The sequence below is a fragment of the Chitinophaga filiformis genome (genome assembly GCF_021646545.1).
Lineage (GTDB): Bacteria > Bacteroidota > Bacteroidia > Chitinophagales > Chitinophagaceae > Chitinophaga > Chitinophaga filiformis_A.
Genome location: NZ_JAKIRP010000002.1, coordinates 273,664 through 298,886 on the forward strand (window position 1 = coordinate 273,664; position 25,223 = coordinate 298,886).

A 25,223-nucleotide genomic window follows, 5' to 3' on the forward strand; every position below is an offset into this window, starting at 1 on the left:
TTTTTATTAAGGACAAGGATGAGGCGCGTTGATATTTTGATGTTCCAACCCGGCCAGCGGGTATTTTACAGTAACAAGATGCTTGGTCTGGATCTTGTTCTTGGTCGTAATTTTAGTATACTTATATGTGATCGTCATTTTATTGTCTACTGCAAAGTTATGCATCGCAGGATTACAAAACTCACATGGCGCTATTCCTGGTACCGGGTAGCCTTTTCCTGAGGGTAGCCTTATGAATGATGGTTTCGATTCAATTTCCAATGTAGCACCATGCAATTTTTCCATATCGTCCTTAAATCGTTCCTGCAGCTGGCGTATCAGCTTTTGTTCAGCGTCTTCTAAACGGCCTTCTACTTTTTTTGCGCCACTGGATGCCCGTATGGTCTTTAATTGCTCCGGAGCCTGCCCTTTCAGCGTCAATACCGAATCTATTATGGTCAGACCAAGGACGTCTATCTGGGTGTTGGTATCCCTTACATAACTATAAAAAGTGGCATTGGTGCTGGCAAGTCGTATGGGGTCCTGGCTGATATAGACGCCTTCTTCCGGTAAATAATACCTGAACCGGTTGTAATATAACTCCGTCTCTATATCATGGTACTGACCCTGATACCGGAAAGGTATGAAAGTGAGGTCGCCATTCCGCTTGCGCGGTTTGCCATAGATATCCAGCTCGCAGGCCCATACCAGCGTACCTTCTGCATCATATGCCTGACAAGGGGTGCCCAGATGATCAGTAATGATAGAATAGGCTTTACCGTCAATGATCTTCGCTGACGGGGCTCCAGCTCCTTCGAACACCCAGGTGATGAGTGATGCTGGTGGTACTGGCTCAGGTGGCTGTACCACATTGCCCATTTCATCCACTTCTGTCACAGGTCTTTGACTGGCTTCATATGTCCACTCATGCAGGGGAGCATGCTCATCCCAGATCCAGCGGGTGATCTGTTGCTTGTATATTTTGGCGGTCCTCCTACCTAAAGCATCATATTCGAAACAAACGGCGGTATTGTCAGGACGGATCACCTTTTTCAACATGCCGTTGCCATACCATTCATACTGCCAGGTCTTCAGGTCAGCAGTGATCTTCCTGCTGAGATTACCTTCTTCATCATATTCGAACCTTCCCTGTGCAGATGCTTTTAATTGTCCGCCGGCATTGTATTTCCGATCGTTCCGCTGTTCTGTGCGGAACAGATTACCAAGTTTATCCGGCAGCCTGAAGTCATATTGACCGTTCTCATACTGTGCCCAGGAGAGATTGCCAAATTCATCATGCCCGAACTTAGTCACTCCTTCGTCCAGTGCATTCACGATCTGCCGCAATCTGTCATTCGGGTCCCAGCGGTAATGTAAATTACGGGTGATCTCATCACCATGCCGTACAGTATGTGCTGATGGCATTCCCCCACTATCATAAGTCCATTTACTTTGGATATTGCCGGGAAGATAACGTGCTACTTCCAATCCCAGGTGATTGCACATGATCTCTGTCACCCACGGTGCCTTTGTGCCTTCATGGCTGGCCCTGATGCCTGTTACGGCACCTATCTTGTTGTGCGTGATTTCTATCAGTGCTCCCAATGAACTTTTAATACTATCTCTGCGACCATGTTTGTTATAGTTGCTCGTTACAGTATGTCCGTTTTGCTGCTCTTCTATCACACGCCCCAGATTGTCTCTTTTAAAGGTGACAATATTAAATTCATTGACGGCTTCAATCAGCAACCCGTTGCGATCGTAGGTATAAGTTTCCCAGCTGCCGTCACTGTACTCGGCGCGTGTGATCTGGTGTCTGCTGTTATATTCAAAGACTGTTTGTCTGCCACCCGGGCGGTGCATGGTGATCAGATTGCCGGTAGCATCCATACTGTAGCGGCGTATAATACCATCAAAACTTCTATCCTCGATGATCTCTCCCCGTGCATTACGAATGAAACGGAAGCTGCTGCCATGTTCGTCAACAACTGTACTCAGCTGATCTTCTGTATCGTATACCAAATGCATCTTCACGCCATTTTCTTCCCGTAGTTTCAGCTTACCCAATGGTGTGTACTGGAACTTCACATCATTGTATTTATCCTTTGCCCGTATTACGTCGAGATAGGCGTTATATTGCAGTTGTACAACATTCCCATCCGGGACATGCACCTCTGTTGCCCGCCCTAATTTATCATAACGGAAGGTTTGTTTTTGCTGCTGAGGATTGGTGGCACTCAGGCATTGTCCCCAGTTGTCATATTCCCAGCTGGCAATGCCTCCATCGGGAAGTTTAAGTGCAGCAAGATTATAGTCGTCATCATAGCTGAAAATAGTCTCGCCTGCATGATATTCCGCTATACTGCCCAGCAGGTTTTTTTCATTATAGGAGAATAGTTGTAATGTGCCATTGGCGTCACTACGACTATGCAGCAGCCCATTCTCATAATAGACATAGGAAGTATTGTTGCCCTGTGCATCACTGGCCACCAATAAATTACCTGTTTCATCATAAGTGTAATTTAGCTGGCTTCCATCCGGGTATACCACTGATGTGCAGTTCCCCATTTCATCATAGACATAACCGGTCATGTTCCCATCTTCATCGATCTGCCTGTAGATCTCAAAATCCGGCGTGTATTCCGTGAAGGTGGAATATCCCAGCGGATCTTTGATCTGGTATACAACAAAGTCCGGTGTGTAATAATACGTAGTGGTTTGCCCCAGGGAATTGGTAACAAGGTTATATCCTTCTTTCGGATGATAAGCGATATAACCTTCCAGTAATCCGCCATCACCCCAGGTATGCACGCAGCGCCCCTGTTTATCATATTCCCAGTAAAAAGACTGGCCATTCCGATCCGTCTTTTTGATCATCAGGTGATCTCGATATGTCATTGATGTGGTTTGCTCCAGTGCATCAGTGATGCCGGTAAGATCTCCCTGATCGTTATAGGTATAACTGATCAGCGGTCTTTCCTCGCCACGGTGACGTGCTGTGACGCCGGTAATACGCCCTGCACTGTCACTGCTTATATGCAGGTGTCTGCCCACACTGTCTATGACACGCACGATCGCTCCACGGCTGTTATAGTGGAAGCTGATCATGAACTGCGCTTTATCATGAATAGTGGAGAGATGATACTGAGTAGCCCCGTTGTATGTTTTACGGAAGGTATAGAACAAGCCATTGTCATGGTTGTACAACTGGTATTCATCCATATCGGTCCGTTTCAGCGTCATTTTCTCATGCCGGTTATAGTCGCTGTCACCGCTGGCTGGCAAAGCCTCAAACACCGCAGTACGTCCGTCTCCCAGTAATACCACTACAGCGCCGTCACTGATAAACTCTTCGATGCGCATATCATAGCAAAGATGTGTACCATGACCCAGCGCGCCCTCAAATGAGCTGTCACTGTTCCATGATCGTTCCCACCTCAGCGGAATAGGACCGGGCAGCTCAAAGTCAAGACCATCATAGATCATGATACCCTGTACCAGGTCCACTGGCTCGAAGCCTTTTTTACAGAGTGTTTTACTCAGTTTATTACTGCCGATCTTGCCTTTCAGTGCATGATTGAATTTGGTTAAACCTTTCCTCCCCATCTTACCCAGGCCTTTCATCAATGCACCAAATCCGAAAGACATCACAAGGTTCAGCAATACACCGGCCCAGTCAGGCACATAGGGACCACCTACCATCACCGGCTTTCCAAATGACAGCGGAATAGAGAATGAGGTAGGCAGATACATACTGGGGATAGGTTTCAGCTTCTTGCCCGGTTGCAGCGAGAGCGGAATACCAATATCGTTACAGGTCATCAGCATATGACCTGTGGGGCTTAACAACCTGCCTTCGGCTTTCACGGTCTTACTGCCGAAGAAGTTGACAGAATCATGGCCTATCATGGGCGCCAGCAGCCAGGGACCTCCCATGGGGAAGTGAAAGAGGATGATGATGATACCGCTTGTATCGCTTACTCCTCTGGGTACGTGGTTAACCTTGGTGCTGGCGCCCATGAATGGAATATAATCCATGGGGTCCAGTACAAAACCAATGTAAGGATGGGGCAGGGGAATGGGGAATCCCAGCAGGATAACAATATGTATGTCGAGCCCTATAACGGGAATGAAATGTTTATTGCTGACCAGCATAAGCTTTATTTTAGAGGCTGAAGCGACTCGGGTTGTTCCATTTCAAGTGGAAGAATCATGGGTTCACGGTTCTTCCTGACCGTGTCTACGTCAGTTTTCCAGTCATGGCCAAATACTCTGCTCATTTTCTCATCTATCGCCTTTACAATATCATGTTTGCGATTGGCATGTACATAGTCGTAGTAGTCACGCAGCAGGTATATATAGATGGATGCACTGATCTCTTCGTCAGTTAAGTGTAGTCCAGCCTTATATCCTTTTTCCAGCACGTCATAGTACCTGCCGCTGTCCTTTCTTCTGCACAGCTCTGCAGCCTGGTACCAGGCATTCAGTGCCTGCTGGGAAAATTTATGTTGTTCGGCCAGTTCTGCCTGTTGGATGAACCAGTTGATGGCTTCCGTAAAGCGGCGGCGTATTTGCGCGTAAGCGCCATGATAGCCGTAGAATTGTACCAGCAGCGGAAGACATGCGGCGTCTCCCATCTGTGTGCCCTGCTTGGCAATGCGTTGTCCGCGTTCCAGCAGCTCAGGTATTTTTGGGTCTTTTTTGAAGTGAAATAACATCCCCGCGTACATGATGTGGGCGGTGGCAAACAATCCTTTATTGCCACTTCGCTGTGTAGCATCGAGTGCCTGCTGTCCCCAGCGGTGAAGACGCTTCACGTCCTTGTCTTTCAGGGCCGCACCCATTTCAAACACACATTTTCGCAGCATGATCTCCGGGTCATTGGGATTGCCGGTAGTAGCCAGTTTCTGTATAGCAGCATTCAGGTCCATCGGCACATGGATGCTGCAGATCATATCAGGGAACTGACGGTCATGAAAGGCAAAATGCTCTGCATTGATATGATCAATGACCAGCAGTTTCACACCGGCAGGAATACCTTTCTTCAGCAGGGTGGAGATCCAGTTCTTCATGTCTTTTGTACTGCTCACCTGGCGGGGTATCAGTGCAAGCACCAGCTGTTTGTTTTGCTGGGGCAGTGATTGCCGGAAGCTGCCCAGTAAGGACAACAGTACGTCGTCCATGGGCGTGCCATTACTGCGTTCCAGCAGTTGTTTAAAAGGGCGGGGATCCCAGAGAAAGAGCGATCGCTCATTCACCTGTTGCAGCAACGCGGTACTTTTTTCGTATGTATCCAGCCAGTCTTTGATCAGCGCTGCACTGAAGGTATCTTCATCTTCGAAGGAAGTGAACTGGGTAACAAACACTTCCGGCAGGCTGCCATGCTCTGATGATTCCAGTTTACAGAATCCTTCATAGACACGGGCTTCTTCCGGTTTGATGATAAACCGTACGAATCTGAGTGATGGTTTATTGGCAGTTTTCTCCATCCATTGTTTCTGGATGAGATTAACTAACTGTGCTATAGGATTATGCTCGTTCATAGGATGCATTTAACAGTTCAGATTGAGCATGCCACCTACTATATCGGTAGTTTTATTTCCATCTATCTTCACATTTCCTTTCGTGCTGTCGATCTTCACCACCTGTTCGCCGGTAGCATAAAAGTTCTTGGAATTGACATACAGGTTGGATTTGCTGGAAACAGTGTTCGCGTCTTCTGCAGCACATAAAATGGTCTTGGCGCCGGTTTCAATATTATTGGCAGCATTATCCACCAGTATGCTGGCATTCTGTTCACCAATGAATACTTTCTCTGAGCCTATAAGATGGATCTCTTTAGATTTGAGCTCTATCTTATTAGGCGCTTCCACCACAATATGGTCTTCTGTCTTCACTGTGATCAGCGTCTGGGAGCTCACTGTAATATTACCTGCTCCGTCCATGGCCATGCTACTGCCATTTTTGTCGGTCACCGTAATACTACCGGTAGCATCGTTCAGCAGAATAGTATTACCACTTCTGGTCTTCAATGCCTTCACGTCATTGCCGGCATTGCCATAGCTGCTTTTAGCACCGCCATTGTAGGTAGCGCCTATTACAAAGGGCTGTTCAGGATTACCACCTTCAAATTCTGTGATCACTTCCTCGCCAACTTCCGGCATGATGAACATACCTTTATCACCACCGCCTGAAGCAGATACAACACGTATCCATGGGGTTTGACCTTGTTGCATCCAGCGGAAGCGCACGCGGATACGGCCCAGTCCTTTGGGATCATTATTGTCGAGTACTACCGCCGATTGTGGTTCTGTATATGGAATGTTGGTCAGGTCAACATGAGGGGCAGCCGCATCAGCCGGGATGCCTTCAAACATATTATGGTAGCTGCCGTTGGCGCCACAGTAGTGGCGGATGTTAGTGATCATGAACTCGCCATGATGCTGCTCCTGCCCAAATGCAGATTCTTTAATGCTCACAGTATCGCCAATACGGAAAGATGGATTAGTGCTGCTGCCTTTGAGGGTTACCATCTTGGCCAGTTTACCCTTTTTCTGTAGGGTAGCCAGTCTATCCATCTGCGATTTGGCGCTGCTGTTAAACGCATAGTTCATTTTATACAGGCCCTCGCGGCTATACAGTTTACTACTGATATCGCTGGCATGTTGTGAGTAGGCATTCAGCTTACCTGTTTCTTTGGATTGCGTGGTATCTTCCACTACTTTATCCTGGCGGTAGTCATACCCGTTCAATTTGGCATTGTTAGGCAATACAGATAATGCAATATTGAAATCAAGCAGATCTACCTGGTGTGTCAGTGTCACCTTCTGCGGAGAGAATTTACCAAAGATCTGCTGTTGACCGTCATAAAAGAACCATTCGCCGTGACGTTCCGCCAGACGTGTAATAAAAGCCTGTGAGCTTTCATTATACTGCACCACATATTTCTGTGTTTCTTTTGTCTCGGGGTTGATCGCTGTTTTCAGCACATTGGGCGGATAACTCTTGACAGTAGCAGATATGATATCTGACAGGGATTTGTTCTCATAGGCGGCAATATGTGGATCATCATCCAGCAGGATGCTGGGACTGTGTCCGCGGATGATACAATGACCATGTGTGCCGTCACCCACCTTACCTGTTGTGATATTTGTGACCAGTCCTTTGAAGATGAGATCTTTTACACCTGGCAATTGTTCTGCGGGCGCCACGGTGATCTCCACTTCTTCACCCAGGAATTTGTTGGCAGCGCCAGACATGCCGCCTCCCAGTTTTTCGAACCAGTCATAGCTTACATATATTTCAAACTCGTGATGGTCATTAATGTATTGTCTCAATTCGATGGTGTTGAACGTCTCGAATTGTTGTCCGGCTATGGAAAATGAGGTCTTTGTATTCAGTGCCATTGGAAAAAAAGTTAGGAATTACTAATGGGGCGTGTAGCCTCTTCTGTGTTAAAAAGTTCCTGATTCCTGAAGCTTAATATTTTGTTTTTTCTTTCAGTACAAGTGGTTTATTCAATGTGCCTGTTGCCTGTTCGGGTTGCAGGGAGATATTTTCTCCCTTGAAGGCGACATTAAAACTGGAAATACCGGGATCTGCCTGGTTGTCGGATATTATCTGGAAGATATTGTTGGACGTAATACTCCATGATTTGTACCCGGGCAATCCCTCGATTGCACCGTTGGTATCTGTCTTTACATTGTCGTACAACAGGGTACCTTTGTCATCGTAGATGTCAAACTGCTTCCCCTTGAAGTAATAAGCCAGATAATTATTGGCGTGCATCCATAATGGCGCATTGCCGTCCTGTTTGGGTACGGGCGCCAGTTGGATGGAGTCCTTTTTGCCATCTTCGTAAATCAACCCTACCCAGAGATCTGTCCGGTCGTTATTATGGCTGATCAGGCTGAAATGTACGTTGTCATAAATAGCAGACTGACCACCGGTAAAAATGGGTTTATCCAGCAGCCATTCCTTGCGGGTGCCTGCATGTTTTGTACCTGTTACGGCGATCGGGAAATTTTCTGCACCATAAGTATACACACTGACCTGTTGCTGCCCGCTGGAGTTGGTGATGCGTAAAGCGCTCACAGGACTGAGGTATTTCGCAAAGTCTACCGTCTTCCAGAAAGTATCCTGCGGAGGATGTACTTTTCTGGCATCCAGGTAGGCTTTAGGCATCCACACAGCATCCTGCACGGCTACTTTGTTAGCTTGCGTCTGAGCGCAGGCGGTAGTGGCAGCGCATAACAGTGAGATACAAATGATGTGTAATATCTTCATACAGTCTTTAGTTTACTTCCCAGAACCAGATCTGTTTTACCCGGCTGTCATTGGTATAATCGCCCGTGGCTGTTCTGATCTGTGTATTGACATGATACAGGAGATCAATATGATCGCCTGTATTATTGTTGCCATAAAAATCTTTAAAGAAAATAATGCCATTCTTTGACCAATACTGATTGGTGATGAAGGCATTTTTTTGTGCGGCGTTGGCGCAATCCACCTGCAGAGGCTTACCAAAATTGCGCCAGATCCAGGTAGCCAGGCTTTCTGCACCGCGTGCATAGCCATGTTTACATTTCGGATCGGTATAATTGGCCAGGGAAATACCAGCTTTGATGAGGCAGTGCGACATACGGATGGCGCACTGGTTTTCGTAATGATAATAACCATTCCTGTCCTTTTCATCACAGGGCATAGCGTGTGCACTACCGGGAGGCGCCTCGGAATCGTGTGGATAACTGGACCATAATGTGCTGAAAGCAGGGAACTTTTTCAGGGCCATGGATACATGTTTTTAATAAAAATTACATGTTTACATTGATGCATACAGCGCAGGGAAACAATGCTGTGGGAGCGTGACAATTATATCACGACTGCGGCCAGGGATTCTGGTAAGTGGAACTTCCCAGCTGCACTTCCCTGGCAGACAGGACGAGTCTTATCTGCATCGGAACATCGCCGGCTGCCCTGAAATGTTCAGCATACTCTACACAATAGGCATCTGTAAATTTCAGTTCTTTCATTTTGGACATGGCGTCCCGACGGTAAAAGACAATACTCCCGCTCTTTGTCTGTGTATTGGAGATCATCCAGTCGAACAGGTTCGTATTTCCATCTGATTCTAGTAACACGGTCAGTGCTCCTCCCGTAGGACGGGCAGCTGGTTTTCCGTTGTGGTCTGTATGCTGAGCGAAAGAAAACTGGCAATCCAGCACATTGATTTCTTCACCATCTAAACGCAATACTGCTTTGAATGACATACCCTTGAGGTTTAGCTTGATAAATATGGTATTGTTAACAAATTTATTTATGACAGCAAATGAAGCATGTATATGGAAATTGGGGACAACGTGTATTCATTTTCAGTAGGTCCCGCTCGGATTAACTGCTTTGTCAGCGGCAGGTTTTTCCATAGTTACTAAACTCAAATGCCGGATTAACGAATATAACTACTCAATTAAAGATACATGGTCAGCACGAAAATAATTATTCTGAGACATATTGTAAATTATTTTATCAAAAATCAGGAATTAACAACGAAGTTATTGTCCTGTTCGCTGATTGGTAATCGCGAAATGCTCAAGTCCACCTATGCGTCGGGTATGCGTCGGGTATAAAGCGTACATAAGGGACATCCATTGGATAATGATAACAGTATATCCGTCACCGTCCTGATAAGCAGGTCCCTATGTATTATCGTTGGGAGAGCGGAAGTAGCAGCGGTTTCAGATGGGAATGGCGGGCCTTCGGCTCTCTGGGCTATGACTGACGCAGCTAAATCAGCGTTCCAAAGCCCATCCGATTGGCAAAGCTAAATAGCTCTCTGCTGCCAGAGAGGCGCCGACCGCCATCCCATACTGAAACCGGGCTACTTAGCGTGAATAATCGATCATACGTTACGATTCGCTTAATATCCGCTCAACATCCGGTGAAGGCTATAGCCTACAGGCTCTATACTATAGCATTACAGCCACTGTTCTATAGCCCGGGCTATACAAAATCAGGTGTAATGCAGGACTACAGTGCCTATAGGCTATAGTCATCACCGAATCTCTACTATATCTCAAGTAAGGGTAAGAGCGCTTTAAAAGAAAGTTGACACATATATGGTTTCTATCATCTGTTTACCTTTCTTTCTATATAATTATTCCCTGTTACAGCTGTATAAACAATGTATACACGATACTTACAAATGTTATAATATATTAATCCCTCTTTCCTGTGCGTAATAAATATTTCATATACATTTTCGCAGTATCTTTACTTCAATTAATAAAAACCCGATATTACATTTGAGTAACAGATCTATGTAATATTCTGTAACCCTTAAACAGTTAACTGAAAAACCTTGGACGACCCAAATGACCCTGACTACGTATACCATATATGCTCCGGAGGTGCAGGCTGCGATACGCATTGCACAGGCGCTGGCAAAAGAACATCACCACGTGAACTATACGCCCGCTCATCTGCTACTGGCATGTCTGCATAAAGAAACCGGCCTTGTTTCACAGCTACAGGCAATGGACGTTGATACTTACTATCTCGAGGAATGGGCAGAAGTGAGGCTGGACAGCATACCCAAAGCAGGTCGTTCACCGGAGGAGCCAGAGGCAGATGATTACGCTGCAAATGTGTTGCAGGAAGCAGATGCTGTAAGGCTTGAATATGACCTTGATAGTGCGGATGCCTGGTGCGTGTTGGTAGCGCTTAGTACGCCGGGTGTAGGGTTTTCATTTGAACAGCTAAAGACGTTCCCGTTGCAGAGAGCACAACTGCTCACTCACTTTAATAAGAAAGATAATAATAGCACTGCACCTAAAACAACGGTTGTTACGGGTAAAGCAACTGCTTATAAATATATCTATCGTCTTACAGATCCGCAGCGTTTGCAGGCAAAACATGCGCTCGCCGGACGAGACGCAGAAGTGCGCTCCATGTTTGAAATACTGACCCGTAAAGGTCGTTCCAGCATTCTCGTGACAGGTGAAGGAGGGGTAGGTAAAACGGCACTGGCTGATGCAGTCGCCCGCGCTATTGTCAATAAACAGGCGCCGCAGCAATTACAGCAGACGGATATTTATGCACTGGATTATGGTGCCTTTATAGCAGGGGCAGCCTATAAGAATGAACTGGAGGATCGCCTGCAACAGATCATTGCACAGCTGCAGGGTGCCGGAAGGCATGTGTTATTCATCGATAATCTGCATACCCTGCTGGACAAACAGCCGGGTTCCGCCGGCGGTATCGGTAATGTATTGAAGGCTGCTATGAACAAAGGCGATATTATACTTATTGCCACCAGCACACCGGAAGGTTACCGTAAGCTGATAGAGCCGGATGGACTGTTGCGCCACTGCTTTGAGATCATACAATTATCTGAGCCGGACGAGTCAACGGCTGCACGTATGATACAGGCCGTCATGCCGGAATATGAAAGTTATTATACATTAAAGGTGGCCCCAGATGTGATCACGGAAGCGATTAAACTGTCGCGCCGTTATCTCAAGGAACGTAGTTTACCCGACAGTGCTGTTAACCTGTTAGACCGTACGCTGGCCGCCATACGTACCACGCAGGATACCGGTCTTCAAACGCTGGAAGACCTGAAGGAGAAACTTGAGGCAGCGGGTGATAATAAAGAAGAGTTACTGTGGTGGTATCAGCAATGTATGCAACGTTTCAGCGCATTACTCACCACGCGGTTACAGATAGAACATGATGTATATAAGATCGATGAGGTACCTGCATTAAAGGCCACATTGAACAATATCGTCTCGCAACTTGAGCCATTGGTGCAGAAGGAACATACAGCGGTTACCGCTACCGACCTGGCGACTATGATCGCTGAAAGCACGGGTATCCCGCTGGGTAAGATCCAGTCGGGAGAACGGGAACGCCTGGTGAATATGGACCTCGAACTGCGGAAACGGGTAGTAGGGCAGGACCATGCATTGAAAACAGTGGCAGATGCCATTCTGGAATCGCGCTCCGGTCTCAGCAGGCCTGGTCAGCCGATAGGGTCCTTCTTTTTCCTTGGCCCTACCGGTACCGGGAAAACGGAGCTGGCGAAATCTTTGGCAGACTTCTTGTTCCAGGATGAGCGGTGCATGATCAGGTTTGACATGTCCGAATTTAAAGAAGAACATTCGGCGGCATTACTATATGGCGCTCCGCCGGGATATGTTGGATATGAAGAGGGGGGATTGCTGGTAAACAAGATCCGTCAGCAGCCCTATGCCGTAGTCCTGTTTGATGAAATAGAAAAAGCGCATCCATCAGTATTTGATATTTTCCTGCAGATAATGGATGAAGGCAAATTGCACGACCGCCTGGGTAAGACCGGCGATTTTTCAAATGCCCTGGTCCTGTTCACCTCCAATATCGGAAGCGATGTTATCGCCCAGTCGTTCAGACAGGGAGTAATACCAGCTTCTCAGCAATTGATGGAGATCATGTCACGGAATTTCAGACCCGAATTCCTTGGCAGGTTGACAGAGATCGTACCATTCGGCCCGATTCAGCAGGAGAACGTTGTAAAAATATTTGATATTCACCTTAAACATCTGCTGCAGTTACTCGCGCAGCAACAGATCACACTGGAAGTATCTGTTGCAGCAAGAGAACAACTGGCGGCAGAAGGATATTCGCCACAGTATGGCGCGCGTCCACTAAAAGAAGTGATCCGTAGCAGGTTACGCAAGCCCTTGTCACGTATGATAATAGAAGGTAGCCTGCAACCCCACATGACTGTTAAGCTGGATATAGACGCTCAGGGTACGCTGCAATGGCATACCAGCGCTCAGGAAGTTTAGACAGGATCAGAAGAAGGACCATAGAACATTTATTGTTGTAAAAACCAATTGATATGAATGACAATTACGGTATTGGCGGTAACGAGGTGAAACTCGACGCCAATGAGGCCATTGTTGAGATCTCTCATAACCGGACCCTGTTTGCTGAAAAGTTAACCCAGCAAACACCTGTTAAACCGGAAATCGTGCAGGGATTAACTAATGTAGAAGCGGTATTCGAGCATTACAAGCCTGCTGTGAATATGCTGTTCCATGACGCGGAAGGCCGTACGATCCCTGAAAATCTGGAGTTCCACAACCTGGGCGACTTCGGTGTGAAGGGTATTACTGCCCAGAGTGATTTCCTGGATAATCTCGCTACTGAAAAGGAACAGTACCTCAAAATCATGAAACATCTGAAGACAAACAAAGTGTTGAAGGCAGCTTTGGCTGATCCGGCTGCGAGACAGGCATTACTGGAAACTATCCGGGCTCTGGTAGCAGACTTGAAAACAAAATAATTGACAACTGACAACTTGTTCTTATGGCAGAATTAGAAAAACAGCAGGAGCAGCAGGAAGTGCCACAAACAGCAGCGGCCAGGCAGCAACCCGCATCCCTGCAGGAAAATTTAGATATACTCACCAAATACGGTGGCTTTGACCTGCTGGAAGGCACCATTGAAGGTGTGCAGAACCTCAGCCCCGAGCGTAAGGCACGCCGTAATATCTTCTTAACAGAAAGCTCCAAAAAAGGAGAAAGAGATAAACTGAAGAAAACCCTTGAGCTCTGGGAGAAAGTACTGACCGAAGCAGATGACCTGCCCGATATGGTCAGCTACTGTACCGAACACTCGGAACAGGCGGAAAGGATACTGAACAACAACCTGGCTGAAGCGGTTGAGGCAACCCGTGAACTCGAACAATCTTACCGCAACGTTGCCTTGTTCTTCAAGAATACGGAATCGGACAAAGTGAAAAACGTTGCCTTCATCAACGTAGAACTCGACCAGTTAAAAGACCTGGACAATACCCGCTTTATTGACGCCATTCACCAGGAACTGGTAAGCAATTACGATCGTCTCGATCTACGCGATAACTACAGCCTGCTGGTAATTCCAGGATATCTCGGTTCAAATAAGGTGCTGGAGAAATGGGCAAAGATCGCTTATGAAAATAAGGTGATGCTGGTGACGGACTTCTCTCATCTTGATGCACCTGATGATGTGATGGAGATGTTTGAAATTGCGAACCTGACTGGTGGTGAAATACATCGCTCGAACGTCATGATGACCTGTAACTGGCTGGTAGGCCGTGGTAAGTTTGATGAGATCAATGAACAGGATAACCTCTATGTTCCTCCGTCCGGCGCACTGGCTGGTAAGGTTTACAGAACCCTGATGTCGCAGGTAACCGCTGGTAAGAAATTTGGCGGGATGAACGAAGTGGATGGTGTAAGGTTTGAACTGAAGAAGAGTGAAATAGCCAGCCTGGAAAAAATGGGACTGATACCCATGGTAAAGGAATACGGCAAGGTAATGGCCTTCAGTGCCAAGACATTGTTCAATGGTGACAATATTGGTTTGCAGACCTACTCAGTAGTGCGTGTATTTGACTATGTGACCAAAGTACTGATGGACTTCCTGAACCGCCGGGCTTTCGAGAACTTCAATGCGAATACCCGTAAAGACCTGATGAAACAGATCATTCGTTTCCTCGACAGCATTACCGGACCTGAAAAACTGATCGAAGACTTTAACGTCCGTAAGTTTGAGCAGGACCCTATTCAGAAAGATCGTATTCACCTCAATATACATCTGAAACCATACTTCCCTGCCAAGAACTTCATGATCAAAATGGAAGGTCATAAAGGGGAAGATGCAACAGAATGGGACACTGAATATGAACAGGATAAATCCTGATATGAAAATAGTGAAGCTGAATGGCAATAGGGTCTTCAGCTTCACTGTTTCTCATTATTTTGAAAATTAAAGAAAGGAAAAGAATATCAGATGAAGTATGTCTTAACAGGCGTCTTCTGTTTTTTGTTGTCATGGTGCAATGCGCTCGGACAATCACAGACAGATAGCATTATTACAACTAAAGGCGCTGTCACCCTTATTACCTGTGGATCAGCAATCACTACATTCCAGATAGGAGATGGTAAGAATTCAGATTATGATTATCGCATAGTAGATGGTAACGTAGTATTCATACGGCCAACAGTAGCCAATCCTAGGGCTACCAACCTGGTGATCAGGGAAGGAAATAATATCCATTACCTGATACTGGCATTCCGTGATAAAGCAGAATTATCACGTTTGAAATACAATCTTTCTGCAAGCGGTTCAAGCAGTGCAGGTAGCAGCAATACCAGTGCAGGAAGTAACACCACTTCCCCGCAAGATGAAGATAATGCAACGGAGAATGAAGATGCAGCGATTGCGGCATCAGGTATTGATACAGTAACGGTTGGCAATATTGCAGAAGATTTCCGTAAACAAAAAAGGGGTGGCCGCCAGTATGAGACGACCGCAGATGGTATCACATTGAGCTTTTCACAGGCAATGAGCCTTAACAACCTGGTATATTACAGCTTTCATATCAGGAACCGTTCAGGGAAAGCCTATGTGATCAGAAAAGTAACGCTGATGCACAAGACGAAGGCAGATACAGCCAGCTTGTTCACCATGCCGGTGCTTTACAGAAAAGGGACTTCTTCTATTGCCGGTAAAGCGGACGAAAATATAGTGTTTGTCGCGGCTGCACGCGATTTCAAAAAAGATGATGAGATCATTCTGGTAATGTACAACAAGGCCAGTGAAAACCAGGTAGTATTGTATACACCTGTGAGTGCTCTGCCAAAATATATGATCAGCAAATAGTAATCTATTCACGTGCGTACCATTATTCACATATTGTTTGTTGGCTGTCTTTGCCTGGTTGCATTGACAGGCACCGCACAGGTAACTTTCTGCGGGGAGATGGTGCCTATGGAACGCGACTTTGTTTCCTACAAACTAATGGATGTCATCAAAGGGCATCTGAAGTACCGCAACTTTTTGCCGGTACTGAAAGCAAAGACCGATATTTACTTTCCGGTCATTATCCCCATTTTACATCAGTACAATATACCTGAAGATTTTAAATACCTGCCTGTCGTTGAAAGCGGTTTTACCAACGCCACCTCCGCGGTGGGGGCACAGGGTGTGTGGCAATTCATGCCGGCTACAGCAGCAGCGATGGGACTGGAGGTGCGATATGACAATGACGAACGCAATCACCTGTTAAAATCTACACACGCTGCCTGTCGTTATCTGCAGCAACTCTATGGTCAGCTGCATTCCTGGACCCTGGCGGCTGCCGCCTATAACGCGGGCGCAGGCAACATATCCCGTAATATCAAAAGACAGGGGAGTAGTGATTATTATCAGCTGGTGCTGAACAATGAAACTGCGCAATACATCTACAAGATCATTGCTATTAAGCAATTGTTCGAAAGTCCGGAGTTGTATATTCCGGGCTTCGGATATAATGTGTTCAACAAAGAGAATGCGAATGTCTCAGTATTTTCCAAACCCTCATCAGGAATAGTACAGCCGGGACAAACGAATAAAGATTTTAAATCGATCCGTATAACTGTGGATGTCAAATCCAGGGGCAGGAATCCGGTGGTAGCCGCTGTTTTTGCTGCCCGGCTGCAACAGAATAATACCTTCGAAGACGGACAGCTGGTAAGTATTCTTTTATTGGATGATCTGCAGGCGAATGGTGTGTATATCAGGAAGAATACCAAGCTGTCGGGGAGGGGCTGGATTGTGAGCGATCGTGTTTATGTAGATCTTGGTTTTGGAAATACCATTACGTTGTGTGATGCAGGCGGGCGTAAAGGCGTGCCGGCGGGATCGTTGAAGTCAGGGGAGGATGTGCGGTTAATGAAGATGTGATGCTTTTGTTTAATAATTGGTTTTTGTTGCTGAATCCCTATATGTTTGCGGCGCCAAATATTGCGCCGGGGAATAAATGTTGCTAAGAAAAGAGTGCAGCCATTTTGATCAGTGGTTGAGAACACTTGAAAATTTAAAATAACCACACCTCTTTCCTTATTAAAAATCAGGTAAAGGTATTCATCACATTACCTTACATCAACATCTCATTTATAAATATCCTGTAAGGATAATTATTAGCCGAATGCTCTTTTAGCTGTGACAGCAACTCATCTTTCAGATAAACGAGATTTCCCGCGGCATAAGTGTTCGCAGGCCTGGAAAGCGTTAACCGGATATCTAAAGTACGGCTGTAACCTTCTGCTGCTCCCGGTAGTACCGATACACCTTTGGAAACAGCTACCTCGCGCAGCTCATTGCCGATCACATAACGGCACAGTGCTTTAATATCTTCAGGTGTAACAATACGGTTGCGGCTTAGCAGATGATAACGGTAAAGATTGATCTTCTCATCTATACTCAGACGGTCTTTACCACCCTGTGTGTTGGACAGCAGGGTAATGGATCCCGGCTGTAACTGTACGCTACCGTACTCCTGCAGACGGGTGCCCATACGTATGTTGTTGGCAATACTACCATTGGTAGTATAAAATTCAATAAAGAGGAAGTCCGCATCTTCCCGGGGCTTGATCATCAGATAAGGGATGTTGCCGCGGTTGATGCCTGGTTGTAACTGTTCTTCAAGAGAAGCAATCAACTGATGTAGTTCACGTATACGGCTGGCAACATAGTCATTCCGTACTTCTTCGAAGAGAGAGCTTTCATCCCTGATCACTTCAATGAGGTAGGCAATGATCTCTTTTGCCTCACGGGAGTCAAATCTGCCGATACCACTGCTACGCACCACCAGCTCACCTTCCTGCATTTCACCGGTAGTGGTGAAGTTACGGACGTGGTAATCAGTACCTGTTACATCATGCACCCGTTTTATGTCGAAGTAAATATCTGATGTATGCAATGGCATGATATTGAGGTAGCGGTTCAGGCGTTGCGACTGCTCATTGATGCGTTTGTTGACAACCGGAAAGCAGTTGATATTGCAGAACAGATCTTCCAGTAAAGTGTGCCGGATGGCTTCGGGGAATTCAACCCTGATCCACTGAATATCCGGTTGCAGCTTCGTGAGTCCCTGCCCGAATACCTGTTGCAGGGCAGCAGGTGTGGCAGGCTGGGAGGGAAGTGAAGCCGGTTTGCTGATGGTGAGGAAATGATGCCGGAAACGTTGTAGTATCTGCTGGCTGTATCGTGTATTCGTATCGAATGCCGGTTGCATAATACTGTCAAGCTCTTCGGATGCTACATCACGGCTGTGACTGTAACCGCTTTTTACCGTGAGTTCTGTATTACCGAGGAAGAAACGGGCAAGTGGCAGGTAGTAGTAAAACATCTCCTGCTGATGGGCATTCCTGAGATCGAAGAAGAAAGACAGCTCTTCAAGGGAGGGATTGCCTTCCATGGAAAGCCCCAGCCATAAATGACTGGGAGGTGTATCGGGCTGCAGGGAGCCCTGTAATACCTGTTCTTTGAACCAGTGTTCCCGGGTCTCATACAGTTTATTGCCGATAGCCAGGTATTTGATATGTCCGCGGAACAGGCGGTGCCTGGTCAGGGGCATAAAGAAGAGATCTTTTGAATTGAAGCCGTTCCTCAAAGTGTAGAAAAGTTGATGCTCGGCCGTAATAACGGTAGCTGCTTCACTGCTGGAAGCATGCAATATGCCATGGGCCGGCTGACTGCTCGTAATGGGTTCCGGCATCATGATCTGCGCCAGTCTTTCCACCAGGCGGGCATGTGACACATCTACCTCGCCCGAGATCTTTTCCAGTTCGCTGGCGCAGGCTTCCAGTAATAACTGCACGATGGGGTCGAAAGAAGATTCTACCTCCGCATCGGGATAGCCCCAAAGCCTGGCGGCTGTCTTCAGCATGCGGTCTTTTATCCGTTCTTTTTGTTCTTTGGGCATGACATGGCTTTAATCGTAAGACAGCGGGCTCACATAGAAGAAGCTGCTGTAGTGGAATGGTGTTTTATTTCGGGACAGTGTACCGGTGATCGTCACTTTGATCTTCTTCTTGACCTTGCGGGTACTGAGGCCGGTCAGCTCTTCCTGGCTGACCACGGCCATTACTCTGATCTGTGTTAGCCGTTGTTCGTACCGCGAGATGGAGGCTTTTACCGCCATTTCTACCTGTTCTTTCACTTCGTTGTTGGACGCCCGGATATCAAAATCCGAATCCCACAACTTACAACCGTATTGCGGATCGTCTTTATTCTCTCCCAGTACGGTAGTAATAAGCAGGTGTATATGCTGGGCCACTGAGTCTTCGAGACTACAGTCCGGAAGGTCCTTCTTTTGCAGGATGCGGGAGAAGTCCAGTGGCAGTTTATAATACTGACTTTTCATACAGATAATGTAACTGATCAGAATATACCAAGGAATTTTTTGTCGTATCTCACACGGATCTCCTTTACACAACCGTTCTGATCTTTGATCAGGTTCACGAGTTCTATTTTGAACCGTTTTTTACCACGGATCCTGGAGCAGAAATGCGAAAATGTATCAGTCTCTTTATCATTGAGTAACACGCGTGCCCCGAGATTATCGCAGAGGTATTGTGAGAAGTCGGAGGCATTTTTCTGCTTGTCGACCACCTGTGTCAGGAAGAACTTAAATTCATCATCCGAAATAGCGGGTGTTTTAGGCTTTTCTGGCACCGCAGCAGCTCCGGCTGATGGATCGGCAGGTTTCGGCTCTTCAGGGAAAGGAATGGGCTCAAAATGGTCATTTGAAGGGCGTTGGGCAGGAGCAGGGAATACAGTGATACGTTTTGTCACCATTTTACTGCTGTCGCCGTTCACGATCAATGACAGGATACGTTCTCCCGGAGAGCCAAAGGTATACTTAACCGTATTGCCTGAATGGGTTTCAGCGTTGGGTTGTAGCAACTGCCATGACCAGCTGGTGGCATTAGGCAGATGGTTGGAGTAGGTTACAGCCCTTCCTACAAACACTTCATCCGGACCTTCTATGACAGGGTAGATATCACCTCTGGTGTCGGGCTCTTTCTCGGGTGGGGCATTCAGGACAATCACTTCCTGCCGCCAGTCACATTTGCCGCGGCGTAAGGTAACTGTATAGCTGCCTGCTTTGCTGAAGGCATGATACACCTGTAAGCCGGGTGCAGCAGCGGTAGAATCACCGAAATCCCAGCTCAGTCCATCATTGCTGCTGCCTTTCAGGTCTGCCCTGAACGTGATCACCTCACCGGCTGTAAATGAATTGGTTTTACCGGCATGCTGCTGACTGGCCAATACAATGGCAGCCTCACTACAGGTCTCCCGGTTAGACGCCTGGAATGCCAGCAAAACTATGCTGATAGCCAATAATGACAGGAATGTATACAACACCATCGGGTCAATATGGCTTGTAATCTTGCTGAAGGGCCTGTACGAATTCACCTTTCGCTCATTTTGGGTCTTGCGCGGGGTCATGGGTTTTTCAATTTCTGCAATTTTAAATATTTTTTTAGATAAATGACTAAACAACCTACATTCGTAGTTGAAATTTTAATAATTGTTGTGTTGGTTGAAAGCCTGAAAATACGACCCTGATTAATCGAAAAACCTAAATTAACCCGTTGATGGTAAATAATGCCCAAAAAGCCGCAGTGCTCGAAGAAGTCATCGATCATATCCACCGTCTGCATTATGACGTGCGCGCCGAAGTAGTGGTAGGCGAGCTGCTGGATAATCATGTACAGGAAGCAGAGGTGGCGGTACAGATGAAGAACGTTTTTACAAGAGCTTTTAATAAAGATATTTTAGATGCACAATTGGATGACTCACAACCGTATCATCCATTTATAACTTTAACACTCTCCCGCGACGGACTGTACGACCGCTTACCTGAGGGAATGTTTCATACCTTCTCGCCACAGAAACAACAGGAGGTAAGTGAAATGGTAGCAAACTATAAGAAGCATCAGCAGGAGGAACAGGAAGCCCGTAAGTTCTTCCGGCCGCTGGAGCATGAGTTCTTTCTGCAGCGGGTATTTCTTGAACAGCGGGAAAAACACCTGTTGTTTGATGCTTTCGGGAAAGATGCTGATGCGCTGTTCCTGTCTTTCTGGGGTATTCCGCAGGGACTTCCCAAAGGACCGGTTAATAAACTTATCAGGTTATTGCCGTATATTCATCGTATAGCAGGTAATCTGCCTTTGGTGCAATTATATTTACAGGCTATATTAGATGAACCAGTGGAGATCTCCCGTGAAAATGGACCCGTAGCCGTATCCACCGGCAATCAGACTGGCCTGGGAGAATGCAGGCTGGGAGTAGATACAATGACTGGCAACCTGTTTTACACCGATATGCCGCGGGTACTTGTAAAAGTAGGTCCCCTGCAACATCACCGGGTATACGATTTCCTTTCCTGGCAACCTTATGGTAAATTGCTGGAGACTTGTCTGGGCTTCCTGATGCCTGCAGATGTGGAAGTGGAAACCTTACTGGAACCCCATCCGGATGAAAAACAAGTAGTTGTGGCCGATAGCAGATTTAAAGAGGGAATTATGGGCTATAATTTTTTCCTGTAGCCTTAAATGGAACTATTTTTGCATGTAATGTTGGCTCTGTAAACTGTTTTAACCCTTTTCCCAATTGGAAAACTATGATACTTAAAGCGAAAATTTATCTTGTTTTAGCCGCGATACTAGCGATCGGATCTCTGATAGTTGGATTGCTGAGCCGTTATATTAAAAACTTTACCCTATATAAGAAAAAGGCATTGTGGTATCTGTTTTTGCTCACGCTCGTATTTGCAGTTATCAGCTCCATTCCGTTCCTGTTCACACATCAGAATCTGGTCAGCCAATATCTCTTCTATCAGGTATGGTTCCTCGGTCTTGGCATTGCCCATTGCCATATTATGTATACACGGTTCTGGGCAAATGAGCGTACACTTGGCTCTGAACTATCCTTCATCCTGGCCATCTGTCTGTTTGGCGGTGTAGGCTTTATGCTGGTACAGTTCCTTTTCACCAAAGGAGATTTCCTGTATTATCCGATGCTGACCTGTTTCCTCGCATTCGCGCTACCAACGTTCGTGTACAAGACCTTTGAAAAGATGATGGCCATACCAGCCAAAGTACATAAGTGGTGGCAGTACCCAGCTTATCATGAGCAGCCGGAAGTGAATGAAGACGATATGAGAGACCTCATCGTAATCGGGTTTGAACTGGAGAAGAACAGCAAAGACAATGACCGTACTTATTTCAGGGCACGTACGCCTATTAAGATGGACCTGGGTGACTTGTTCTATCATTTCGTAAATGACTACAACGACCGCTATCCGAATACACCGATAGATGTGATGGACCAGAACGGACAACCCTATGGATGGGTATTCCATCTGAAATCAAGATGGCTGGGAATAGCCCGGACGCTGGATCCTGAAAAGCCGGTGTTCATGAATGGCATGCAGGAAAATAGTGTGATCATTTGTAACAGGGTTGTGTTGAACAATAATTGAATGGTCAATAGTAGAATGATCAATAGTAGAAGTTGACCTGCACAATTGATCCCTTATATTATGTATGTAAACAATCATTTCTTATTACGTAAACAATCATCCCATGGCAGAGCCGCTCAAACATTTTCCCGTTAACTGGGTGGATGGAATGAAAATAAAGAAGCAGCATTTCGTAGAGACAGAAAATGCGATGCTTGATCAGATCCGGGATGCTATTTCCAGCGGTTTGCATCCGCAGAACTATGGACTGCTGCCGGCTAAAGCAGAAAACAAGGAATCCCTCCGTTGCTGGTTTGTAACAGACAATCAGCATCAGTGGCGTGTCAAACTGACCGAGTGCCGTGCCGTTACGCCGGGTGGCGCACGTATAGAGATCCCTGAGCATACGGTACATTCATTGAAATATGCAACGACGTTCCCGGAAGCAACTTTCAGCTGGGACCCGCAACATACTGAGGGGGCTTACTATATCATGATCCAGGTGAATCCCTTTGAGCGTCAGCCGAGCGGAGAACCGCTGTTGCATGAAGATCCGCCCCGCCTTCCCTATGCAACACCGGAATACCAGTTGTTCGTGCAGCCGGTATCGCAGTTGCCACAGGGACAGCTGGGCAGCTATCAGATGGTGCTTGGCCGTATCTCCGTTACAGATGGAAGACCTCAACTGGACGACGATTATATACCGCCTACCAGCATTGTAGCCGCTCATCCCGCATTGGCAGACCTGCATCAGGAGCTGGACCAGTTCCTCGGCCACCTGGAGCTGCACGGTGTACAGATCGTGCAGAAAATCTATGGCAGAAATCAGAACAATGATCTGGCACAGGTGGTGCTGTATATCACAGAAAGGCTTGTACAATATCTGGGCACACGTATTTCGCAGTTCCGCTGGTTAGGTATGTATCAGTCGCCCGCAGCGATGCTGGAGGTGGTAGCCGGCCTGGCACGCACTATTAAAAATGCAGTTGACCTGCGTGCAGGCACAGGCAAGGAAGAGTTGCTGAACTATTTCTCAGAATGGTGTGAACTGCGGCAGGGAGAGCTGGAAGCACTCATGGTAAATTGCGCTAACATCCGCTATAAACATATAGACGTCAGGGAATGCCTGCAACCTATGATCCCCTTTGTACGTGCAGTCAACAAGCTGTTTGAGAGCCTGAGCAGACTGGATTACATCGGACGTAAAACAGACAGTGGCATTTTTGTGAAAGAGGAGTCGGCCGAAGATGCAGAATACCTGCGTAAGCACAAAACCAAAAGATGGTTCTTCACAGATTAATTTATTCAAACAATATAATACATGCGTGTACTAAACAAACAGGAGAGAACATCGGCCTTCTTATGGTTCCTGCTTTTCTTCGTTATTACCGTAGGGCTCTTTGTACTGGCCATATTCTTTAACTTCCAGGTACCTTCACGAGAGAACGCTTCGCTGCGTAAGCAACTGAGCGCTTTCCGCCAGGAACAGGCGTTTCAGGGCGAGTTTCTGCAGCGGATGGAGAAGGTGAAGAACAATCTTGATTCTATTAATCTGCCTAACCAGAATGCCAATTACATGGACCAGGTCATTGCCCAGGACCTGGTGAATATGCGTAATACCATCCCAAAAGAATCAGTAACGCACTACGGTCTGTACAATAATATTATTCAGAATTTATTGTCCATTCAGCAGAGTAAACAACAAATGAGAGGTTTACAGAATGCACAACAGACTATTGCAGAACTGAAAGAGAAGATTGCTGACCTTAACAGAGAGTTGGAAACGACCAGGAATGAACTTGATTATAACAGGCAGATTATGAGATCAAGATGAGTTAAATTTTTGGTTGTATTAAAGGATTAATTTAAATTTGGAACATAGATAAATACATAAATAGTTAGCTTCATTTGTTAATTCTTTATTGCAAACCTTAAACATTTAACCCATCATGTCCTTCAAATCAGTCTTTGAAGTAGCTGGCAAAAAAATGGTAGTAAAACATTGCAGCTACGATCTCACACAGGAAGTAGACGCTACCGGCCGCCCCTCATCAATAACCCGTGGTGGTCGCATCCGTCTCGTTGTTGAATCAACTGGTGAAACAGACCTCTTTGAATGGATGGTGAACAACTTTGAAAGAAAAGATGGCACCGTTACATTCTTCAAGAGAGATTCTGATGCCGAGTTGAAAAAGCTCAATTTTAAAGAAGGCTATCTGGTAAAGTTTGAAGAGTCTTTTGATTCTGATGACAAGAGCCCGATGACCGTTGCATTCACCATTTCTGCCCGGGAATTGAGCATGGGCAGTGGCACCCATATCAACGAATGGGTATGAGTGGTATGATTTGTTAGCTTAACGAAATTATGCCAGGGCCCTCGCGGATAACGCGGGGGCTTTTTGGTGTTAGTTCCTTTCTTATTGCTGCGTGTTTCAGAGAATGCAATGCTGTTTGGTTGCGTTGGCTGTTGGTGATTTGTCGTTTGGGTTACGCTGCGGTTTCAGAGTTGCCGGTGATTGTTGTTCTGTTGAGATACGCTGCGGTTTCAGGTGGGATCACGGCTGAGTTCTTTGAAGCTGCGTGCTATTGAGCATTGGAAATCGTGTGGGCGTTGGTTTGTCTATTTAACCCCTATCAATCGTGTCTACTGGCTTCAAACAACTGAGGCCGTGATCTCCACCTGAAACCCTCCGCTACTTTGAGGGCTCCACTAATGGCAATGACGCTATCTGAACATGCCTTTCTTTTTGTCTCCCATTAAGCAAACTGTATCTGTCTAAAGTGAGCTATCTCTGTCAAAAACTTTTGTCTGCTTTTGAGATTTCGACTTAAATAAAGGCAGCTGTCTTTTCTGAAAACGACCTGCAGTTCATGTGTTCAATTGGAGTTCGATTACAGTTCAACTACAAATCGATTACGGTTCAAT

The 25,223-nt window shown here is 46.3% G+C and carries 19 protein-coding genes; 10 read left to right on the plus strand and 9 right to left on the minus strand.

Translation table 11 applies throughout. The annotated features are described in order from the left end of the window. Positions 1-6: 6 nt before the first annotated feature. From L3C95_RS07455 to tssD (L3C95_RS07480), 6 genes are all read right to left on the minus strand, one after another. On the minus strand, positions 7-4,134 hold the full coding sequence (locus tag L3C95_RS07455; RefSeq protein ID WP_236386285.1) for a DUF6531 domain-containing protein: 4,128 nt from the start codon (positions 4,132-4,134) through the stop codon (positions 7-9). 5 nt (positions 4,135-4,139) lie between these two features. After that, positions 4,140-5,522: a hypothetical protein gene (locus L3C95_RS07460; RefSeq protein WP_236386287.1), complete on the minus strand. Its 1,383-nt coding sequence runs from the start codon at positions 5,520-5,522 to the stop codon at positions 4,140-4,142. A 9-nt stretch (positions 5,523-5,531) separates the two neighbouring features. Beyond that, positions 5,532-7,385: a type VI secretion system Vgr family protein gene (locus L3C95_RS07465; protein WP_236386289.1), complete on the minus strand. Its 1,854-nt coding sequence runs from the start codon at positions 7,383-7,385 to the stop codon at positions 5,532-5,534. A gap of 73 nt (positions 7,386-7,458) precedes the next feature. Then, positions 7,459-8,265 carry a hypothetical protein gene (locus tag L3C95_RS07470; protein ID WP_236386291.1) on the minus strand — a complete coding sequence of 269 codons (807 nt, stop codon included), beginning with the start codon at positions 8,263-8,265 and terminating at the stop codon, positions 7,459-7,461. Positions 8,266-8,272: 7 nt separating this feature from the next. Continuing rightward, on the minus strand, positions 8,273-8,770 hold the full coding sequence (locus L3C95_RS07475; RefSeq protein ID WP_236386293.1) for a type VI secretion system amidase effector protein Tae4: 498 nt from the start codon (positions 8,768-8,770) through the stop codon (positions 8,273-8,275). Positions 8,771-8,855: 85 nt separating this feature from the next. Further along, positions 8,856-9,248, minus strand: coding sequence for a type VI secretion system tube protein TssD (gene tssD, locus L3C95_RS07480; RefSeq protein ID WP_236386296.1), 393 nt, complete (start codon positions 9,246-9,248; stop codon positions 8,856-8,858). Between the two features lie 1,101 nt (positions 9,249-10,349). On the opposite strand from tssD (L3C95_RS07480), the gene L3C95_RS07485 reads away from it, so the two are divergent. The 5 genes from L3C95_RS07485 (at position 10,350) to L3C95_RS07505 (ending at position 16,728) form a co-directional block, all read left to right on the plus strand. After that, on the plus strand, positions 10,350-12,803 hold the full coding sequence (locus tag L3C95_RS07485) for an AAA family ATPase (protein WP_236386298.1): 2,454 nt from the start codon (positions 10,350-10,352) through the stop codon (positions 12,801-12,803). A gap of 53 nt (positions 12,804-12,856) precedes the next feature. Next, on the plus strand, positions 12,857-13,303 hold the full coding sequence (locus L3C95_RS07490) for a hypothetical protein (protein ID WP_236386300.1): 447 nt from the start codon (positions 12,857-12,859) through the stop codon (positions 13,301-13,303). 23 nt (positions 13,304-13,326) lie between these two features. Next, positions 13,327-14,703 (plus strand): DUF5458 family protein, encoded by a 1,377-nt coding sequence (locus L3C95_RS07495; RefSeq protein WP_236386302.1) that lies wholly within the window; start codon positions 13,327-13,329, stop codon positions 14,701-14,703. 90 nt (positions 14,704-14,793) lie between these two features. Continuing rightward, a complete protein-coding gene (locus tag L3C95_RS07500) occupies positions 14,794-15,666 on the plus strand; it encodes a hypothetical protein (RefSeq protein WP_236386303.1) in 873 nt (290 codons plus the stop codon). Between the two features lie 12 nt (positions 15,667-15,678). After that, a complete protein-coding gene (locus tag L3C95_RS07505) occupies positions 15,679-16,728 on the plus strand; it encodes a transglycosylase SLT domain-containing protein (protein WP_236386305.1) in 1,050 nt (349 codons plus the stop codon). 193 nt (positions 16,729-16,921) lie between these two features. Here L3C95_RS07505 and L3C95_RS07510 read toward each other — a convergent pair whose 3' ends face one another. Genes L3C95_RS07510 through L3C95_RS07520 form a run of 3 tightly spaced genes read right to left on the minus strand, consistent with a single transcriptional unit; the run spans position 16,922 to position 20,280 of the window. Further along, a complete protein-coding gene (locus L3C95_RS07510; protein WP_236386307.1) occupies positions 16,922-18,751 on the minus strand; it encodes a hypothetical protein in 1,830 nt (609 codons plus the stop codon). Between the two features lie 9 nt (positions 18,752-18,760). Next, on the minus strand, positions 18,761-19,192 hold the full coding sequence (locus L3C95_RS07515) for a GPW/gp25 family protein (RefSeq protein ID WP_236386309.1): 432 nt from the start codon (positions 19,190-19,192) through the stop codon (positions 18,761-18,763). Positions 19,193-19,209: 17 nt separating this feature from the next. After that, entirely contained in the window at positions 19,210-20,280 is a 1,071-nt protein-coding gene (locus L3C95_RS07520) for a PKD domain-containing protein (protein WP_236386310.1), read from the minus strand. Between the two features lie 149 nt (positions 20,281-20,429). Here L3C95_RS07520 and L3C95_RS07525 point away from each other — a divergent pair, with 149 nt between their 5' ends. The 5 genes from L3C95_RS07525 (at position 20,430) to tssD (L3C95_RS07545) (ending at position 24,633) form a co-directional block, all read left to right on the plus strand. Beyond that, positions 20,430-21,383, plus strand: a complete 954-nt coding sequence (locus L3C95_RS07525; protein ID WP_236386312.1) for a type VI secretion system baseplate subunit TssG — start codon at positions 20,430-20,432, stop codon at positions 21,381-21,383. Between the two features lie 74 nt (positions 21,384-21,457). Then, complete coding sequence (locus L3C95_RS07530) at positions 21,458-22,318, plus strand: TssN family type VI secretion system protein (protein ID WP_236386314.1); 861 nt, start codon at positions 21,458-21,460, stop codon at positions 22,316-22,318. 103 nt (positions 22,319-22,421) lie between these two features. Next, positions 22,422-23,597 (plus strand): hypothetical protein, encoded by a 1,176-nt coding sequence (locus L3C95_RS07535; protein WP_236386316.1) that lies wholly within the window; start codon positions 22,422-22,424, stop codon positions 23,595-23,597. A 21-nt stretch (positions 23,598-23,618) separates the two neighbouring features. Continuing rightward, the gene (gene tssO, locus L3C95_RS07540) at positions 23,619-24,131 is read left to right on the plus strand and encodes a type VI secretion system TssO (RefSeq protein WP_236386318.1); all 513 of its coding nucleotides are present in this window, start codon (positions 23,619-23,621) and stop codon (positions 24,129-24,131) included. A gap of 115 nt (positions 24,132-24,246) precedes the next feature. Beyond that, positions 24,247-24,633, plus strand: a complete 387-nt coding sequence (gene tssD, locus L3C95_RS07545) for a type VI secretion system tube protein TssD (protein ID WP_089832892.1) — start codon at positions 24,247-24,249, stop codon at positions 24,631-24,633. The last annotated feature ends 590 nt before the right edge of the window (positions 24,634-25,223 follow it).

Excerpts from the sequence above, each read along its gene's own strand:
- L3C95_RS07455 (WP_236386285.1), bottom strand. The coding sequence starts at position 4,134 with ATGCTGGTCAGCAATAAACATTTCATTCCCGTTATAGGGCTCGACATA.
- L3C95_RS07460 (WP_236386287.1), bottom strand. The coding sequence starts at position 5,522 with ATGAACGAGCATAATCCTATAGCACAGTTAGTTAATCTCATCCAGAAA.
- L3C95_RS07465 (WP_236386289.1), bottom strand. The coding sequence starts at position 7,385 with ATGGCACTGAATACAAAGACCTCATTTTCCATAGCCGGACAACAATTC.
- L3C95_RS07470 (WP_236386291.1), bottom strand. The coding sequence starts at position 8,265 with ATGAAGATATTACACATCATTTGTATCTCACTGTTATGCGCTGCCACT.
- L3C95_RS07475 (WP_236386293.1), bottom strand. The coding sequence starts at position 8,770 with ATGGCCCTGAAAAAGTTCCCTGCTTTCAGCACATTATGGTCCAGTTAT.
- tssD (WP_236386296.1), bottom strand. The coding sequence starts at position 9,248 with ATGTCATTCAAAGCAGTATTGCGTTTAGATGGTGAAGAAATCAATGTG.
- L3C95_RS07485 (WP_236386298.1), top strand. The coding sequence starts at position 10,350 with ATGACCCTGACTACGTATACCATATATGCTCCGGAGGTGCAGGCTGCG.
- L3C95_RS07490 (WP_236386300.1), top strand. The coding sequence starts at position 12,857 with ATGAATGACAATTACGGTATTGGCGGTAACGAGGTGAAACTCGACGCC.
- L3C95_RS07495 (WP_236386302.1), top strand. The coding sequence starts at position 13,327 with ATGGCAGAATTAGAAAAACAGCAGGAGCAGCAGGAAGTGCCACAAACA.
- L3C95_RS07500 (WP_236386303.1), top strand. The coding sequence starts at position 14,794 with ATGAAGTATGTCTTAACAGGCGTCTTCTGTTTTTTGTTGTCATGGTGC.
- L3C95_RS07510 (WP_236386307.1), bottom strand. The coding sequence starts at position 18,751 with ATGCCCAAAGAACAAAAAGAACGGATAAAAGACCGCATGCTGAAGACA.
- L3C95_RS07515 (WP_236386309.1), bottom strand. The coding sequence starts at position 19,192 with ATGAAAAGTCAGTATTATAAACTGCCACTGGACTTCTCCCGCATCCTG.
- L3C95_RS07520 (WP_236386310.1), bottom strand. The coding sequence starts at position 20,280 with ATGACCCCGCGCAAGACCCAAAATGAGCGAAAGGTGAATTCGTACAGG.
- L3C95_RS07525 (WP_236386312.1), top strand. The coding sequence starts at position 20,430 with ATGGTAAATAATGCCCAAAAAGCCGCAGTGCTCGAAGAAGTCATCGAT.
- L3C95_RS07530 (WP_236386314.1), top strand. The coding sequence starts at position 21,458 with ATGATACTTAAAGCGAAAATTTATCTTGTTTTAGCCGCGATACTAGCG.
- L3C95_RS07535 (WP_236386316.1), top strand. The coding sequence starts at position 22,422 with ATGGCAGAGCCGCTCAAACATTTTCCCGTTAACTGGGTGGATGGAATG.
- tssO (WP_236386318.1), top strand. The coding sequence starts at position 23,619 with ATGCGTGTACTAAACAAACAGGAGAGAACATCGGCCTTCTTATGGTTC.
- tssD (WP_089832892.1), top strand. The coding sequence starts at position 24,247 with ATGTCCTTCAAATCAGTCTTTGAAGTAGCTGGCAAAAAAATGGTAGTA.